Below are 17817 nucleotides of genomic sequence, written 5' to 3' on the forward strand. Positions count from 1 at the left end.
TAAAGTTTTTTAGTTATGGGTAAAGCACGACGATGATGACAATAATAACCCGCCCATCGTCGAAGACGGGTTATTAACGACAGAATAAACAGTAATTATATTATTCGAGCTGCCAGGCGCCGGCCTCAGATAAGCTGGCCGATCCGCTCCAGGCAAATAATGTTAATTCACGACGCGCGCCATCCGGATAAATACGGCTGCTGAGGCAGGCTTCACCATCATTAACGAAGACCTCCACGGAAGAGCTGTCGAAGAATACCCGTAGCCTGAGCGGCGCCCCGGCGGTTAACGGAACGCTGCGCACGCCGCACAGGCCATGCTGCGGATAATGGCGTTCCAGTACCAGGCGCTGCATCTGCGCATCAACGTAGACCCGCAGGCCGTCGCCGAAGCTGAGGCCATACTGCTCAGCGCTGCAACTGGCGCTATCCCAGTGCAGGATGACCTCCATCGCCTCACAGTTTTCCACCAGCATGGTCTGCTGGTTTTTCAAGGTGCTCACCGGCCACGGGAACCATGCCCCGCGCAGGCTTTCGACCTCCTTAGCCGGGCGCATCTGCAGCCGGTTGTCCGCGCTCAGGCTCAGCTCGCGCGGCAGCGAGAGCATCCCCGCCCAGCCGTCCTGCTGTTCCGGCAGCGGCGATTCCCACATATCCAGCCAGCCGATAACGATCCGGCGACCATCCGGAGCCAGGAAGCTCTGCGGCGCATAAAAATCATGCCCGCTGTCCATCTCAACAAACTCGCCTTCGCGCACAAAGGCGCCGCCGGGCTGCCAGTCGCCGAGCATATAGCCGCTTTGGAACAGGTTCCGATTCTGATAGCCCTGCGCCGCCATGCCCTGCGGAGAAAACATCAGCACGCGCCTGTCGTTGAGGGCAAAAAAGTCAGGGCACTCCCACATATAGCCCATCTCTTTTTCCGCCTCATCAAGCACGCCCGCGTCCTGCCACTGGCGCAGATCGGCCGAACGGTACAGGCGCACCTGGCCGACATCGCCGAGGCGCGCGCCGACAATCATGTACCAGCTATCGCCCTCGCGCCACACCTTAGGATCGCGGAAATGGTGCAGCCCTGGCGGGGTATCGAGGACGATCCCCTGCCGCTCAAAGTGGATGCCGTCGCGGCTGGTCGCCAGGCACTGCACCTGATAAAGGTTGGCCTCGTCGCTCGGATCGCCGTGGAATTTATGCCCGGTATAAATCAGCGCCAGCGTATCGCCGTCGACCACCGCGGAGCCAGAGAAACAGCCGTCTTTATCCTCCGGGCCTTCCGGCGCCAGCGCCACCGGCAGATGCTCCCAATGCACCAAATCTTTACTGCGCGCATGGCCCCAGTGCATCGGCCCCCACTGCGTTGAGTAGGGATGATGCTGGTAAAAGGCGTGGTACCAGCCGTCAAACCACACCAGGCCGTTAGGATCGTTGATCCAGCCCGCGCGGGCGGCAAGATGGTAGCGCGGGTACCAGCGCAGGTTCAGCGCGTCGCTTTTAGCCTGCAGTTCCTGTTCGGCGTTGCTAATTGAGTACGTCATAGTCTTCACTCTTTTCATTCAAATAACGGAGGGTTGCGGCATCAGCGGGTCCGAAGGCGACTTAGCCGATCGCAGCAAGAAGATGGAGATAAAGGTGGTGAAGAACACCAGCAGGCCCATAATCAAATAGGACCGGGCAAAGCCGTATATCTCGTAGCTATAGCCCGCCAGCGGCGACAGCACGGTAGCAATAACCGAGCTGGTGCAGGCAAAGCCCACCAGATACAGCGTCGATGAGAGGCGTTTATCAAAGTTTAAGCTGTTGTATTTAAAGATAGATACCAGCAGAACCGGCAGCTCGACCGCATGCAGCAGCTTGGTTATGGAGATTAGCAGCGGCCCCTCCACCAGCCCGGAGGCCACCATCCGCAGCGCCATCACCATGCCGGCGAAAATCAGGCCATTTTTCGCGCCAATGCGGTTAACCAGCCAGGGCGCGCAGAACATCCCCGCCGCCTCAAGAAACACCTGGAATGAGTTCAGATAGCCGTACATGGCGTTGCCTTCCTGCAGCGTGGCGAACTGCGAGGAGAAATAGACCGGGAACTGCTGGTCGTAGACGCCGTAAATACAGGTGCCAACGACGAAAAACACCAGCGCCCAGAAGCGGCGCAGGGTTAGCAGACGCAGCGCGTCTTCCAGCGTCACCTTGCCGCCCGCCACCGCTTCCTCCATCGCCTGCGACGCAGAGGAGACCCGCAGCCGCGCCAGCAGTATAAAGAACACCAGGCCGGAACAGCTGGCGACCGCAAAGTTCAGCTTCGGGTTGATGTTAAAAAGCAGGCCGGCAAAAAAGGTCGCCACCGCCCAGCCCAGCGAACCCCACATCCGCGCTTTGCCGAACTCAAACTGGCTCTGGCGCGCCACGCGCTCGGTGTAGGACTCCAGTACGCCGATCCCGCCGTTGAAGGTCAGGCCGATGTAGATCCCGCCAAAAATACTGCCGAGAAAAATGTTAATGCCCAGCAGGTAGCCAAACAGCAGATAGGCCGGCCCGGAAAGGATCAGCAGCGCGGTGATATACCAGAGCAGGTTTTTACGCAGGCCGAGCTTATCCTGAATAAAGCCGTAGCAAATTTGGGCAAACAGCGCTGAGACGGAGAGAACCGCATAGATAATGCCGGTATCCCCCGCCTTCAGGCCGACCTCCTGATGGAGCCAGATAGAGAGCAAAGAGCCGGACGAAGACCAGGTTACGAAAAAGAAAAACAGTAAGGCGCTGAGTATCGGATAGCTGTGAGAGTGATGTGCTTTCATCATGACGTTCTCTGTTGGAGTAATGCGTCAATGGTAACGTTAACAAAACCCAAAACTCATGCCCTTTCGCTGAGATACATGATGTTAATCACATAAGTTAACGTTAACATAACAGAGATGCGATCGCGATCAAATATTCCTCGTCAGCGCGGCCGCACAACCTGCGATAGAATATCGCATGATCCTTTTACATCAGCGACTTAGTTGTATAGCCTGTTGCCTGGCGGCAACGTTGGAGTAGTAAATATGGCATCCTTGAAAGATGTGGCAAAACTGGCAAATGTCTCTCTGATGACGGTTTCCCGCGCGCTGAACAGCCCGGAACGCCTGAAGCCGGAGACTCTGGCTCGCGTCCAGTCCGCCATTGAACAAACCAACTACGTCCCCGATCTCTCCGCCAAGAAAATACGCGGCGCCCACGCGACGCCAAACACCATCGGGGTACTGGCGCTGGATACCGTCACCACCCCCTTCTCGGTGGAAATTACGCTCTCAATCGAAGAAACCGCGCGGGCGCACGGCTGGAACAGCTTCGTGGTCAATATGTTTTCCGACGATAGCCCGGAAACCATCGTCGATCTGCTGCTCTCCCACCGGCCGGACGGGATTATCTACACCACGATGGGGCTGCGCCAGGTGCCGCTCCCGGCCAAGCTGCTGACAATCCCCTGCGTGCTGGCCAACTGCGAAAGCCTGCACGACCCGGTGGCCAGCTATATCCCGGACGATGAGCAGGGTCAGTATACGGCGGTGCAGGCCCTGCTGGCGGCGGGCTATCGCCGTCCGCTGTGCCTGCATCTGCCGGCTAAACATCTGGCGACCGTGCGCCGACGTCAGGGGCTGGAGCGCGCCTGCCGGGAAGCGGATCTCGATCCGCATACGCTCGAACACTGCTACATGGAGTATGGCGATGAGCACTACCGCGATATTCCGGCGATGCTGCTGGCAAATATCCGCGCGGGTAAGCCGCAGTTCGATGCGGTGATTTGCGGTAACGATCGTATCGCTTTTATGGTTTATCAGACGCTGCTGGCGCAGGGCCTGCGCATCCCGCAGGACGTGGCGGTGGTGGGTTACGATAATATGGTCGGCATTGGCGATCTGTTTTTACCGCCGCTCTCAACGGTGCAGCTTCCGCATTATGAAATAGGGCGCCTGAGCGCCCTGCATATTATTAACGGCGACAGCCATCGGGATACGGTGCGGGTTGCCAGCCCCTGGCTTCCGAGGGACTCGCTGTAATCAGTTGCCAATATCGCGCAGTTTCTTACCGGACATCAGATTGCGCTCGATGTGCTCAAGGGTGACGTTTTTGGTTTCCGGGATCAGCCAGAAGGTCACCCCGATAAAGGCGACGTTCAGCACGGTATACAGCCAGAAGGTGCCGGCGGCGCCGATCGCGTCGAGCAGCGTCAGGAAGGTCGCGCCGATAATCATATTCGACACCCAGTTGGTGGTGGTGGAACAGGTGATGCCGAAGTCGCGGCATTTCAGCGGCTGAATTTCCGAGCACAGGATCCACACCACCGGGGCGGCGCTCATCGCGTAGCCGGCAATACACATCATGGTCATGCCGACGGAAAGCCAGGACAGGCCGCTTGAGGCGGTGCCGTTATCAAACTGCATCAGGCAGTAGCCGAGCACCAGCGTGCCCAGCGCCATCACGCTAAAGCCGATTTTCAGCGCCGGTTTACGCCCGGCTTTATCCACGGTAAACACCGCAATAAAGGTGGCAAACATAAAGGTCAGGCCGACGACGAGGGTCGCCATCATCTGCTGCTCGGTGGTGGTGAAACCCGCCATTTTAAAAATACGCGGCGCGTAGTACATGATGATATTCATCCCGGTGAATTGCTGCATCGCCTGCAGCAGCATACCGAGGAACACCGCCCGACGGACGTTGCGGTTGATCTTAAACAGCGCCCAGCCGCCCTGCTTGAGCTTCAGGCTTTCGCGAATTTCATTGAGCTCGTCCCGGGCTTTTTCCGAGGTATCGCGCAGCATGCGCAGCACCTCTTCCGCCTCGACGTGCCGCCCCTTCTCCGCCAGCCAGCGCGGGCTGTTGGGCAGGAACACGACCAGAATAATCAGCAGGACCGCAGGCAGCGCCAGCACCCCCAGCATGGCGCGCCAGTTGCCGCTGTAGCTAAATGCCGTATCGGATAAAAACGCCATCACGATACCCAGCGTCACCATCAGCTGGTACATGCTTATCATCTTACCGCGGACATTTTCACTGGCCATTTCAGAGAGATAAAGCGGCGCGGTGTAGGAGGCGATCCCGACGGCAACGCCAAGGAGAACCCTCGCCAGCAGAAGGACCTCCACGTTGCCGGCAAAGGCGGAGCCGATGGAGCCGGCAACAAACAGTATCGCCCCGACCATTAAACTGTATTTACGCCCGAGGCGGAAAGAGAGCCAGCCGTTGAACAACGCGCCGATAGCGGCGCCCAGCATCATGCTGCTCACCACCCACTCCTGCAGGCGGCTGGATAAGGCAAAATGATCGGTAATAAAGGGCAATGCCCCGGCAATTACCCCAATATCGAGGCCAAAAAGGAGCCCGGCCACCGCAGCGGCAATGGAGACAAACTGGTTCATGCGCCGGGTATCGCGCTGCGTACGCGGCATTAACGTAGAGTCATTATTAATTGAGGTCATTTTTCCCTGCCAGAACATAGTAAGACGTGATCAGAAAGTACGGGATCGGCGGGGCAATGTGTCAGGGTGGAGATGCCAAAGATATGGACTAAATAGCTACCATCAATCGTTTTGTGATGGACATTCAACTTTCATAAAGGCGAGACGATTTCTCATCAACATAAAAATTCTTAATATCCATGCGATTCATTGTCACTCTATAACTAATTAATATGGATTTTTTTAGTTTATCGATATGGACGATTAATGTTCACACATAAAAAAACCTGCCGTCTGCGGCAGGTTTTTGTACGGCACAGCGGGAAAAATTAGCGCGCCAGCCAGCCGCCATCAACCGCGACGGTATAGCCATTGATGTAATCAGACGCGCTGGAAGAGAGGAACACCACCGGCCCCATCAAATCGCCCGGCAAACCCCAGCGGCCCGCCGGAATGCGCTCAAGGATTTCGGCACTGCGCTGCTCGTCGGCGCGCAGCTGCTGGGTATTATTCGTCGCCATGTAGCCCGGCGCGATCGCGTTAACGTTGATATTGTGCTTCGCCCACTCGTTCGCCAGCAGCCGGGTCACGCCCATCACGCCGCTTTTCGAGGCGGTGTAGGAGGGAACGCGAATGCCGCCCTGGAAAGAGAGCATGGAAGCGATGTTGATGATTTTGCCGCCGTTGCCCTGGGCAATGAAATGCTTCGCCGCCGCCTGAGACATAAAGAACACGCTCTTGATGTTCAGATCCATCACGTCATCCCAGTCCTTTTCGCTGAACTCGAGGGCATCCTGACGGCGAATCAAGCCGGCGTTGTTGACCAGAATATCGATATGGTCAAATTCAGCGACGGCGCGCTCCAGCAGCTGCGGGATCCCCTCAATCTGGCGCAGATCGGCGGTCAGGCTGAGAAAACGACGGCCCAGCGCGGTAACGCGCTCAATCGTTTCCGTTGGCTCAACAATATTGATACCGACAATATCGCAGCCCGCTTCCGCCAGCCCTACCGCCATGCCCTGGCCCAGCCCGGTGTCACATCCGGTCACAACGGCCACTTTACCCTGGAGAGAGAATGTATCGAGTATCATACCTGGTTCCTTTATCTTTCAGATAGCCCGTACTACACAGGCGAGGTTCTATCGGTTCGACCGGCTGCTTGCGCTGGCCATTATGGTAAGAAGAACTCTCTGGGGTGGCCCCATCATAAAAATAAAACAGAGTTCCGTTTTGCTAGTGTAACCATCTTATCTCCGGGCAAAGTCATTTTCAATTATTATTAAAACATCGTTTCAATTTTTAGGTAAGCAAATGCTAAAAATGCAAAACAGATCACGAAGCGTTGGCCCGACATGAGGGAAAAACGAATTAAATTCATTTAAATACAATGTATTATATAAACTTAGAAAATCGGCATCAGATCGTAAAAAGTCAGCATAAAAACAAAGTCCCCCTCTCTATACCGCTCTCAGCAGCCAAAAAAAGTGCGATCCAGAGCAGGAAGTTATTGCGAACTGCGCTCGCCATCACAAATAATGAAACAATGTTTTGATAAATTGATACCCATCTTTTAAATCAATCTCATCTGGTAAAACGTCCCTTTGGGAAGCGATACCGCAGGAAGGAAAAAGGAGTACATCATGGCTAAAGGCATGCGGGTAAAACTCAACTATGAAGTCAGCCGCGACCCCGATACCGGGGCAGAGGTCACCCGCTTAACCCCACCGGAAGTGACCTGCCATCGTAACTATTTCTATCAGAAATGCTTTTTCAATGACGGTAGCCACCTGCTGTTCGCCGGTGAATTCGACGGACACTGGAACTACTACCTGCTGGATATCGCCGCGGCCGAAGCCGTCCAGCTCACCGAAGGGGCTGGCGACAATACCTTCGGCGGCTTCCTCTCGCCGGACGATACTTCGCTCTATTACGTTAAAAATGACCGCACGCTGCTGGAAGTTAACCTCACTACGCTGCAGGAGCGCGAAGTCTATCGCGTCGCCGATGAGTGGGTTGGCTACGGAACCTGGGTCGCCAACAGCGACTGCAGCAAGCTGGTCGGCATTGAGATCGCCAAAAGCGACTGGACGCCGCTTAACGACTGGCAGACTTTCCACGACTTCTTCCATAAAGGCCCGCACTGCCGCCTGCTGCGCGTCGATTTGCAAAGCGGCGAAAGCCGCACCATCCATGAAGAGAAAAACTGGCTGGGTCATCCTATTTATCGGCCGTTTGATGACCACACCGTCGCCTTCTGCCACGAAGGCCCGCACGATCTCGTTGATGCGCGCATGTGGATGGTGAATGAAGACGGCACCGGCGTACGTAAAGTCAAAGAACATGCGCAAGGCGAAAGCTGCACCCACGAGTTCTGGGTGCCGGACGGCTCCGCGCTGGTGTACGTCTCCTACCTGAAGGGTCAGCAGGGACGAACCATTTACAGCTTTAACCCGGATAGCGGCGTGAACGAAGCGCTGATGCAGATGCCCGCCTGTTCGCATCTGATGAGTAATTTTGACGGCACTCTGCTGGTGGGCGACGGTTCCGGCACCCCGGTGGACGTGAAAGATACCAGCGGCTATACCATCGATAACGACCCCTATCTGTACGTTTTCGACGTGGCGAAACGGGCTTATTTCCGCGTTGCGCGCCACGATACTTCATGGGCGACGATCGCCAACAGCCGCCAGGTGACCCATCCGCACCCCTCCTTTACGCCGGACGACAGCGCGATTTTGTTTAGCTCCGATAAAGACGGTAAACCGGCTATCTATATCGCGAAGATCCCTGAGCAGCGCGAAATGCTGCAGGCATAGCGCGTTGTGACCTGAGTTTGATTGAGTGTTTCTGTAACTGGCCTTGCCCTCCTTTTGGAGGGCTTTTTTTTTGGCCTGCTGCCGGCCACATTCAGGCCGTCCTCGCGCGTAATAATCAACGGAGGACGGCGGCTGATTAACGACAAAACCCCGGCTAACTGCGCCGGGGTAAACGATGAGGCTGTTGTTTATGTCAGAAGGTATACGCCACGCCTACGCGGAAGCGGGTCTGGCGGTCGCTGCGGTCATTGACGCCAACGTTACCCACCTCGCCGTAGGGCGCCCAGTTTTTATCCAGCTTATAGGCCAGCTTAACGTTATATTCCTGGGAGTAGGGTTTATTGTCGTTACGATTTACGCCTTCGCTACTGCGGGCATAAACGTAGTTCAGCTCGGTACGCCAGTCGCCCATCACGAAGCCAGCCCACGCATCGCCGCGGTTAACTTTATCATCCTCTTTGCCCGCGTTTGCCGGATAGCGGGTGTAGTCATAACGGTAGCGGGCGGCAACGTAGAAACCGTTATCGAAGCTATACTGCACGCGCAAATTCGGCTTATAGATCGAGCGGCTGTCGTTACTTTCAATATTGAAGCCCGGCGTTACGGAGAAATTCTTGTTCGCCTTCCACTGCCAGCTGATGGTTTCTTCATGCCCGTTGCCAACAAAGTCTGAATAAGGCTGATCGGTGTTATCCCCTCCTGATTTCCACTTTGCCTCAACGGAGAAACCAAAACCGTTGGCGAACCGGTGCGACACGGAGACGCGGTCGGCGTTGGTTTTATCGGTTTTACCGCCGTCGATGAATTCATGACGCAAATCCACCGTGACGGCCGAAGCAGCAAAAGACGCGGCGCAGAGAGCAGCAAGGGCCAGAGATCGTGCAAACATAGGGTACCCCTCAAAAGTAAAATTATGTTTCTATTTTATGAAACTGCATTTTATTTTTTAAGGGATGATGTTTTAGTGATCGAGATCGTAATTATTTGTTTCAAAAAACATGGCACATAAAGACGTGACAAAGCTCAACAAATAGGGCCGTTATTCGCCCTTTTTGCTGAGATCTATCGCGGAAATCGTGCCCGGTGGCGAAAAAAAGCCCCCTGCTAACAGGAGGCTAAGAAGGGGAAACTCTTTTTTGGCCGCTACTCTCGTTCCACCGCCAGCGCGACGCCCTGGCCGCCGCCGATGCACAGCGTGGCCAGCCCTTTACGGGCGTCCCTTTTGATCATTTCATGGACCAGAGAAACTAAAATGCGGCAGCCGGAGGCGCCGATAGGGTGGCCGAGGGCAATGGCGCCGCCGTTGACGTTGACCCGCCGCTCGTCCCACTCCAGCACCCTGCCCACCGAAATAGCCTGCGCGGCAAACGCCTCGTTGGCTTCAATAAGGTCAACCTCGTCCAGCCGCCAGCCCGCTCTTTCCAGACAGCGGCGGGTCGCATGTACCGGCGCAATACCCATCAGCGCCGGATCGACGCCTACGCTTGCGAACGCGCGGATCCGCGCGAGGATCGGCAGGCCAAGCTCCAGCGCTTTCGCCTCGCTCATCATCATCACCGCCGCCGCGCCATCATTAATCGTGGAGGCATTGCCTGCGGTCACCGAACCCAGGCGGTCGAAGGTCGGCGGCAGACAGGCCAGGCCTTCCGCGCTGGCGTCAACCCGCGGCTGCTCATCGGTATCCACCCGCCGCTGCGCGCCGTTCTGCTCGGTCATCACCGGGACAATCTCGTCGCGAAAGCGCCCGGAGTCGATCGCCCGCCGCGCCTTGTGCTGTGAACTCAGCGCCCAGGCGTCCTGCAGCTCGCGGCTGATGCCGTACTCCCGCGCCAGATTTTCCGCCGTCACGCCCATATGATAATCATTGAACGCATCCCACAGGCCGTCGTGAACCAGGCTATCGATCAGCTGGCTGTTTCCCAGCTGCGCCCCGGTGCGGCTATCGGTTAACACGTGCGGCGCGCGGCTCATATTCTCCTGGCCACCGGCAATCACCACATCCGCCTCGCCACACTGAATGGCCTGCGTGGCGAGATGCAGCGCCTTCAGCCCGGAGCCACAAACGTCGTTAATCGTGATTGCCGAAACGGTATTCGGCAGCCCGCCGCGGATCGCCGACTGGCGCGCAGGGTTCTGCCCGGTGCCGGCGGTTAGAACCTGCCCGAGGATCACTTCATCAATAGCGTGGGGATCGATTCCGGCGCGTTCGACTAAAGCCTTAACCACCAGGCTCCCCAGCTCCACCGCCGAGTGGCGTGATAGCGTCCCCTGGAAGCAGCCAATAGGCGTCCGCAGCGCGCCAACGATCACGACATCTTTCATCCTCTACCTCTGCCTGCCTCTGTGCAAAGAAACAACAACATAGTAGAGAATTGTTATCAAAAAATTTCGCAAATGTTTAAAAAAAGTGAGGTGAATCACAAAGATTTGCGGCGATTTTACTGCTCCTGGCGCTGTAAATGCTGGCGTAGCCAGCTCCCCGCGACTCCCGGAGGCGCCCGCTTATTCCATAATAAATCCACGGATATCGCCCGCGGCCAGCCCGCAATGTCGAGCGGCACCAGCGTTCCGACGCCGGCAAACTCCTCAACCAGCGCGCAGGGCAAAATGCACCACCCCAGCCCCTGTACCGTCATGCTGAGCAGCAGCAGATAGTTGGGTGCCGACCACACCTGTCCCTGGGCAGGATCGGCCCGGCTCTCCAGGTAGGTGCTCAGCCGCAGCTCGCGCCAGCTATGCAGCTCATCCCAGACAACCCTCCCCTGCGCCGCCAGCGGGTGCCGAGGCGCCACGTAAATCGCCATCGCGGTTTGTAGCGGCAGGCGCGTACAGCCGATTTCCGGAGGATAGCTATCCCTGGCCTCAATCAGCCCCACCTGCGCCCGCTCCTTTTGCAGCAGGTCGACGACGTCCTCATCCTCGCCGATCAGGCACTCAAATTCGGTGTGCGGAAAACGACGGTCGAACTGCTCCAGCAGATCTTCAAGGACATCGGGATGCAGCGTATCGGAGAGCACAAAGGTGAGCCGGGCTTCCGTTTCGCCGGACAGAGAAATAGCCAGCTCGTCCAGCCGGTCGCTTGCCGCCAGAATCGCTTTCACATAGCCCAGCACCTGCTCGCCCTGCGGCGTCAGCACCGGCTGGCGGGCTGAACGATCGAACAGCGTCACGCCGAGATCGGCTTCAAGATTGGAGATGGCGGTGCTGACGGTGGACTGGCTTTTACGCAAGCGGCGCGCGGCGGCAGAAAACGATCCGCAGGCAGCGGCTTCGACAAAAGCGGTTAAAGCTTCGGGAGAATAGCGCATGACCTATCTACTTTATCGATGGGAACTATCTTTTGTTTATCATATTTTCCCATAAAATGCGGAGTAATTTCTTATCACCCGTTCAGCCGGCATCGCGATTAAACGGCTGCGAACGACGGCTTTACCCGGAGGTAAAAACCATGCAACAGAGCAACCTGCAGCGTAAGTCGCTGATGGAACGTATTATTCACGCGGTCAGCTTTGAGGGCCTCGCCACGCTGATCCTCGCCCCCACCGCGGCCTGGCTGATGCAGCGTTCGGTGGTCGAAATGGGCGGCCTGAGCGTTCTGCTCGCGACGCTGGCGATGGTCTGGAACCTGATCTATAACGCGGCCTTTGACCGTATCTGGCCGGTTTCCCGCGTCACAAGAAACCTGAAGGTTCGCGCCCTGCACGCCATTGGCTTTGAGAGCGGGTTTATCATCATCGGCGTCACCGCCGTCGCGCTGCTCCTCGGCGTGTCGCTGATGCAGGCATTTATGCTGGAAATCGGCTTTATGCTGTTCTTCCTGCCCTACACCATGCTGTTCAACTGGGCATGGGACACGCTGCGCGTGCGGGTGCTGAAGCGCCGCCGGCAGCGGATCCCCGCGCGTAGCTAAGCGCCGGCGGATCGCCGCGGGAACTCCCGGCGATCCGCCGTGCTACCCATCGTATAAAACTATCGCCACGACCAAAACATAGATGTGGTAAATTACACTCCTTTTTTTTGGTTTTACGGTTGATAAATTCATACAATGTCTAAAATTTGGTCTAAAGAAGAAACTCTCTGGAGTTTTGCCTTATATGGCACTGCCGTAGGCGCCGGCACTCTGTTTTTGCCGATCCAGCTAGGGTCCGCTGGCGCCGTTGTTCTGCTCATCACCGCGCTGGTCGCGTGGCCGCTGACCTACTGGCCGCACAAGGCGCTGAGTCAATTTATCCTCTCCGCTAAGGTTGCTCCCGGCGTTGGCATCACCGGTGCGGTCAACCACTATTACGGTAAGAAGGTCGGGAATCTGATCACCGGGCTCTACTTCCTCGCCTTTTTCGTGGTGGTCCTGATTTACGCCGTGGCGATCACCAACTCTCTTGCCGAACAGCTGGCACGACATATGCCGATTACCGCCGGCGTCCGCGCGCTGCTCAGCCTCGCCGTCGTCCTGGTGCTGAACCTGATCTTCCTGATGGGTCGTCACATCACGATTAAGGTGATGGGTTTTCTGGTGTTCCCGCTGATTGCCTGCTTCCTGTTCCTGTCTATCTACTTAATCGGCGACTGGCAGCCCGAGCACCTCACCAGCCAGATGCAGCTGAACTCGCATACGTTCCACCAGGTCTGGATCTCAATCCCCGTGATGGTTTTCGCTTTTAGCCATACGCCGATTATTTCAACTTTTGCTATCGACCAGCAGGAGAAATACGGCGAGCTGGCCATGGGTAAATGCAAAAAAATCATGAAAGTGGCCTACACCATCATCTGCGCCAGCGTGCTGTTTTTTGTCGTCAGCTGCCTGCTGGCGATACCGGCCTCTTATATTGAAAGCGCGCGAAATGAAGGCGTCACCATCCTGTCCGCGCTATCGATGATGCCCGGCTCACCGGCCTGGCTGGCGGTCACCGGAATTATCGTTGCGGTCGTGGCGATGTCAAAATCCTTCCTCGGGACCTACTTCGGGGTGATTGAGGGCGCCAGCGAAATCGTGAAAACCTCGCTGGGGCAGATGGGAATTCGCAAAAGCCGCGCCTTTAACCGCGCGATGTCGATCCTGCTGGTCTCGGCGCTGACCTTCGCGGTGTGCTTTATCAATCCCAACGCCATCTCGATGATATATGCCATCAGCGGACCGCTGATCGCCATGATCCTGTTCATCATGCCGACGCTATCGACGTACATCATTCCCGCCCTCAAGCCGTACCGATCGCTGGGTAATTTCATCACCCTGGTCGTCGGCCTGCTGTGCGTTTCGGTGATGTTCTTCAGCTAATTCTCCCCCCGCGGCGACGGCTACTGCCGTTGCCGCACGTTCTGCTAATATTCCCGCCGCTAGAAACCTCCTGACCGGTTTACACTTAGGACTTGCACATTATCAGGGGGAGTTTCCATGTCCAACGTACAGCTATCCGGAACCGGTACTTTAGGCGACCGTCAGGTTTATCGTCTGGGATACGGGGCAATGCAGCTGGCAGGCCCGGGCGTATTCGGCCCGCCGGAAGATCCTGACAACGCGATTCGCGTACTGCAGGCGGCGGTTGCCGCGGGGGTCAACCATATTGATACCTCCGATTTTTACGGTCCGCATATCACCAACCAATTGATCCGCAAGGCGCTGCATCCCTACCCTGATGATCTGTGTATCGTGACGAAAGTCAGCGCCCGCCGCGATGAAAAAGGTAACTGGCTCCCGGCCATGTCGCCGGCGGAATTGACCCAGGCGGTCGAGGATAATCTGCGAAACCTCAATCTCGATGTGCTGGAGGTTGTGAACCTGCGCAGTATGCTGGGTACCCACGGCCCGGCGGAAGGGTCGCTGGAAGGCCCGCTGACGACGCTGCTTGAGCTGAAAGAGCGAGGGTTAATCCGCCATATTGGGCTCAGCAACGTCACGGCCAAACAGGTCGCTGACGCGCAAAAGCTGACGCCAGTTGCCTGCGTTCAGAATCAATATAACGTCGCGAATCGCCTGGACGATGGGCTTATTGACGCGCTCGCCGCACAGAATATTGCCTACGTTCCCTTCTTCCCGCTGGGGGGTTTCACTCCGCTTCAGGCACAGGAGCTGAACGATATCGCCGCCGCGCTTGAGGCGACGCCAATGCAGGTCGCCCTCGCCTGGCTGCTGCAGCGTTCAGCCAATATTTTGCCGATCCCCGGCACCTCATCGCTCCAGCATCTCGAAGAAAACCTGGCCGCCGCCACCTTAACCCTGCCCGCCGATTCGCTCAGCATATTAGATAACCTCAAAGTCTGAGCCACTCCCCTGCCCATGGCATTTCTAAGCCCATGGCGACAGGGGTATTCTGTCGCTAATATTTGCCTGGAATTAACTCAACGCTGCTGGCACTATAGATCCTACAAATGGGTATTTGCCCCAGCCGTCCTTTCGCAAGTAACCCTATACATAGCATCATTTTATACTATTTCGACCGGCCTCCTTATTGGAGGCCGCGGTCGTTTGTATCTATCCTAATTTTTTGAACTCTTGATTACAGGAAAAACAACCGCTGATTCGACGTTTATACAAATCAATTTAGCTGCAAAGATAGCTAATAACATCAAATGCTCATTAAAACATCTGATTAACACAATCAGAATGTTGTCATTGCTATAAAAAAAAATCCACACACACAATATAAAATTAACAAGGACTTCACATGACAGAGGGAACAATAAAGACCAGTAAGTATGAGATCATTGCTATTTTCAGGGAGGAACTCAGAAAACAGTCTGAGATAGAAATTTTCTATAATAACAAAAACTTCATTACACAACTGGCGCGTGTAGATTTTTCAGAATTCCACATCGTCACCAACAGTAAAATCCCTCCGGGACATAAATTCAAATTTGTTCTGCATAGCGATTCAGGGAAGATAGAGTTCTGTTCAACCCTGAAGAAACATTCAGGGAGTGGTACGGCTAAAAGCAATAAAGTCTCATTTACCCTACCTGAATGTATCCAGGTGGTTCAAAGACGGCGGGACCCGCGATTTCGCTTACAGCATAAGCATGATTTTTTTTGTCATGGCCGCCATAAAAATGGGGAGAACTACACGTTTGAAATTAAAGATATTTCAGATGGCGGCTGTGCGCTGATGGCCAAAAATCCCAACCTCAAGTTTCTCACCCACAATTCAATCCTCAAAAATTCGATTCTTTCCGTCGCCGAATATGGAGAAATCACCGTCGACCTGGTGGTCAAAAATGTCGTGATGGTGACCCTCGATGAGGATGATGAAAAGGGGGAAAGCTATCATCAGGTTTCCTGTCAGTTTAAGTTTCGACATCACGATGATAAGAGAAAGATAGAGAAAATCTTGCTTGATTTGATTCTGGAAGCCAAGAGAAAAAAGAGAGTTTAAGCCCTTGGACAGTATATTGCTATACACCGATGATAACCTCATTGGTCAATCAATACATCGTTACATGATTGATAACGATAAAAACATTACCGCCTTAAGTTATCAGAACATCATGCGGGGCGCCGCCGTCCCCCAGGCTAAAATCATTATTTTCAACGTTATTCATAAGGATATTTCTGCTGCTGACACGGTGCATTTACTTAACAAACTGCGCTTCTGCCTGGCGCGCTGCGTGCGGCTGGTGCTGATCGTCAGAAGCGATATCGCCGGACTGTGTCGGGAGCTGATTTTTTTGGAAAACTTGATAATTTTAACTGAAAAATCATCACTTAACGATTTTTCAGACATAACAAACATGCCGACTTCCGCCGTGGATTACCGGTTTCTGTTAACCCAAAAAAAGCTCTCGGTGAGAGAGGTTCAGGTGCTGGAACTGATTATGGCCAGCTATAACAACAAGCGTATCGCCGCGGTTCTCAACATTGACCATAAAACGGTACACAGCCATCGAATTCACATCATGAAAAAACTCGGCATGGGCAGTTCCCGGGTTATGAATACAAAAATAGTCCACATGCATCAGTGTTAGACGTTTTTTTCGACCCGGCCTGAAAACAAAAGCAAGTGACCAATCAAAATACTGTCATCAATTGGTCACTTGCTTTTAATAAAAATTCACATCGGCATAAAGGTCACTTATAATATTTTCACCCTGCAGCCTACGCTTGCTAAATTTCCGACACGAGAAAATGAACGCTAATATATTTTCAGACCATAACTTATCACGTGGCGATATCTCTGTTCGTTATGTTTTTCAGAAAATGTTCTCACCGCAGGACACACTGGTTGCCGTGGAATGCCTGAGCCGCTTCGATCATATTCCCGTGGCGCCTGAGTATTTCTTCCGCCACGCCAATAAAGCGCTCCGTGAAAGTATTTTCATGGAGCAGCTGGCGCTGATTGAGAAGCATAAAGCATGGTTTATTAAGAATAATATTTCTGCCACCATCAACGTGGACGACCATATCCTCAGCATTTTACGCCAGCCGCAGATCGAAGAGTATATCCAGCGCCTGGGCTGCGTACATTTTGAAGTGACGGAAAATTCTAATAACCTGCTTAATAATGCACTTAGCGCCTGGCAAAGCACGCAAACCACCACCCTCTGGCTGGATGATTTCGGCGCCGGCAATGCGGGCATTAACGCCATTCGGGGATATCATTTCGATTATGTAAAAATCGACAAAGACTTTTTCTGGCATTTAATGCAAAAAGAGTCCGGTCGACCGCTAATGGATGCGCTGGTTACCTTCCTGTCCCATAATAACCACAACGTTATTATTGAAGGGGTCGAAAGCGAGGCGCATAAAAAGTGGCTACAGGGAATGTCGTGGTTTGCGATCCAGGGCCACTACTGGAAAGAGGTCAGCATTGAAGAGCTGGTCGAAGAAGATAAAGTGATTTAAAAAATGCCGGGCTCGCCGGCATTTTTTTCGTTCGGATAATGTAAACGATCCGCCGCAACGCGCGTTTTTGAGCCTGCTGACATAGGCTCTTAATTATAAACCAGCTCCCAGGTTGCCCAGCTGGTCATCGGACCGGAGGTGGCTTTTTCCGGCGCCGGGGAAACGTACCCGATATAATAGGTAAATACGCCACCATCTACCGCTTTTTCTTTAATCTGTACCCGATTTTGCAGCGGATCGGCCGGCACAATTTTATTGCTCTTATCCAGCGTATTATTGTCATTGGTCGACAGCGCCAGATAAATGTTACGCGCGCCGTCCGGCAGGGTGTTCGCCAGATAACCCGCATTTTCATTGTCGACGGTGTTCACCATAAACCCGTCGATCCAGCGAACGTTCACCGACCGGACTTCGCTTTGATCCGCCGCACCGCCATTGTGACGCAGCTGGCAATTCGACAGTTCGAGGGTAAAAGGCTGCGCTTTCATAAAGGCCCCGGCCCCGCGATCGTGCACTTCCGCCAGGCTTACCGGCGCCAGCCAGACGCTGCCGCTGCCGGCATTATGGCCACCGTTAAGCGCCACGCTGCAGGAGATATCGGTGACCCGGCCGACAAAATCCACCCGCCCGTCATCATAGTTGGTCATAAAACCCGAAGCGGAAGAAGCGACAAGCAGGCCGCTCATCGCCATCAGGCCGACAAGTCGTTTGCCGTTTTTCTTATATCCATTTTCCTT

Annotated in this window: 16 protein-coding genes; 8 read left to right on the forward strand and 8 right to left on the reverse strand. The window is 54.7% G+C overall.

Annotated features, from left to right (window positions below):
* Window positions 1-100: 100 nt before the first annotated feature.
* Together GO007_RS09625 and GO007_RS09630 are read right to left on the reverse strand one after the other, a co-directional pair.
* Window positions 101-1534, reverse strand: a complete 1434-nt coding sequence (locus GO007_RS09625) for a glycoside hydrolase family 32 protein (protein ID WP_095098936.1) — start codon at window positions 1532-1534, stop codon at window positions 101-103.
* A gap of 18 nt (window positions 1535-1552) precedes the next feature.
* Window positions 1553-2794 carry an MFS transporter gene (locus GO007_RS09630; protein WP_095098938.1) on the reverse strand — a complete coding sequence of 414 codons (1242 nt, stop codon included), beginning with the start codon at window positions 2792-2794 and terminating at the stop codon, window positions 1553-1555.
* A gap of 243 nt (window positions 2795-3037) precedes the next feature.
* On the opposite strand from GO007_RS09630, the gene GO007_RS09635 reads away from it, so the two are divergent.
* On the forward strand, window positions 3038-4033 hold the full coding sequence (locus tag GO007_RS09635; protein ID WP_095098941.1) for a LacI family DNA-binding transcriptional regulator: 996 nt from the start codon (window positions 3038-3040) through the stop codon (window positions 4031-4033).
* Here GO007_RS09635 and araE read toward each other — a convergent pair whose 3' ends face one another.
* Both araE and kduD read right to left on the reverse strand, forming a co-directional pair.
* Window positions 4034-5452, reverse strand: coding sequence for an arabinose-proton symporter AraE (araE, locus tag GO007_RS09640; RefSeq protein WP_095098944.1), 1419 nt, complete (start codon window positions 5450-5452; stop codon window positions 4034-4036).
* A 308-nt stretch (window positions 5453-5760) separates the two neighbouring features.
* Window positions 5761-6522, reverse strand: a complete 762-nt coding sequence (kduD, locus tag GO007_RS09645) for a 2-dehydro-3-deoxy-D-gluconate 5-dehydrogenase KduD (protein WP_095098946.1) — start codon at window positions 6520-6522, stop codon at window positions 5761-5763.
* Window positions 6523-7071: 549 nt separating this feature from the next.
* Between kduD and GO007_RS09650 the strand changes: the two genes are divergently transcribed.
* On the forward strand, window positions 7072-8247 hold the full coding sequence (locus GO007_RS09650; RefSeq protein WP_095098949.1) for an oligogalacturonate lyase family protein: 1176 nt from the start codon (window positions 7072-7074) through the stop codon (window positions 8245-8247).
* 193 nt (window positions 8248-8440) lie between these two features.
* On the opposite strand, the gene GO007_RS09655 is transcribed toward GO007_RS09650, so the two are convergent.
* The 3 genes from GO007_RS09655 to GO007_RS09665 form a co-directional block, all read right to left on the reverse strand.
* Complete coding sequence (locus GO007_RS09655; protein WP_095098952.1) at window positions 8441-9136, reverse strand: porin; 696 nt, start codon at window positions 9134-9136, stop codon at window positions 8441-8443.
* Between the two features lie 254 nt (window positions 9137-9390).
* Window positions 9391-10569, reverse strand: coding sequence for an acetyl-CoA C-acetyltransferase (locus tag GO007_RS09660; protein ID WP_095098955.1), 1179 nt, complete (start codon window positions 10567-10569; stop codon window positions 9391-9393).
* Window positions 10570-10685: 116 nt separating this feature from the next.
* Window positions 10686-11555 (reverse strand): LysR family transcriptional regulator, encoded by an 870-nt coding sequence (locus GO007_RS09665; protein ID WP_095098958.1) that lies wholly within the window; start codon window positions 11553-11555, stop codon window positions 10686-10688.
* Window positions 11556-11695: 140 nt separating this feature from the next.
* Between GO007_RS09665 and GO007_RS09670 the strand changes: the two genes are divergently transcribed.
* From GO007_RS09670 to mrkJ, 6 genes are all read left to right on the forward strand, one after another.
* Window positions 11696-12157, forward strand: coding sequence for a multidrug/biocide efflux PACE transporter (locus GO007_RS09670; RefSeq protein WP_095098961.1), 462 nt, complete (start codon window positions 11696-11698; stop codon window positions 12155-12157).
* A 135-nt stretch (window positions 12158-12292) separates the two neighbouring features.
* The gene (locus tag GO007_RS09675) at window positions 12293-13522 is read left to right on the forward strand and encodes an amino acid permease (RefSeq protein WP_095098964.1); all 1230 of its coding nucleotides are present in this window, start codon (window positions 12293-12295) and stop codon (window positions 13520-13522) included.
* A gap of 117 nt (window positions 13523-13639) precedes the next feature.
* Window positions 13640-14506 carry an aldo/keto reductase family oxidoreductase gene (locus tag GO007_RS09680; protein WP_095098967.1) on the forward strand — a complete coding sequence of 289 codons (867 nt, stop codon included), beginning with the start codon at window positions 13640-13642 and terminating at the stop codon, window positions 14504-14506.
* Between the two features lie 403 nt (window positions 14507-14909).
* Entirely contained in the window at window positions 14910-15614 is a 705-nt protein-coding gene (locus GO007_RS09685) for a flagellar brake protein (protein WP_095098970.1), read from the forward strand.
* Window positions 15615-15618: 4 nt separating this feature from the next.
* Entirely contained in the window at window positions 15619-16203 is a 585-nt protein-coding gene (locus tag GO007_RS09690; RefSeq protein ID WP_189339847.1) for a helix-turn-helix domain-containing protein, read from the forward strand.
* Between the two features lie 160 nt (window positions 16204-16363).
* Window positions 16364-17080: a cyclic-di-GMP phosphodiesterase MrkJ gene (gene mrkJ, locus GO007_RS09695; RefSeq protein WP_095098975.1), complete on the forward strand. Its 717-nt coding sequence runs from the start codon at window positions 16364-16366 to the stop codon at window positions 17078-17080.
* A gap of 89 nt (window positions 17081-17169) precedes the next feature.
* Here mrkJ and GO007_RS09700 read toward each other — a convergent pair whose 3' ends face one another.
* Entirely contained in the window at window positions 17170-17772 is a 603-nt protein-coding gene (locus tag GO007_RS09700; RefSeq protein ID WP_223261780.1) for a fimbrial protein, read from the reverse strand.
* Window positions 17773-17817: the final 45 nt, after the last annotated feature.

Origin of the sequence: Klebsiella sp. 10-1, from assembly GCF_009758445.1 — a bacterium.
GTDB lineage: Bacteria > Pseudomonadota > Gammaproteobacteria > Enterobacterales > Enterobacteriaceae > Klebsiella > Klebsiella scottii.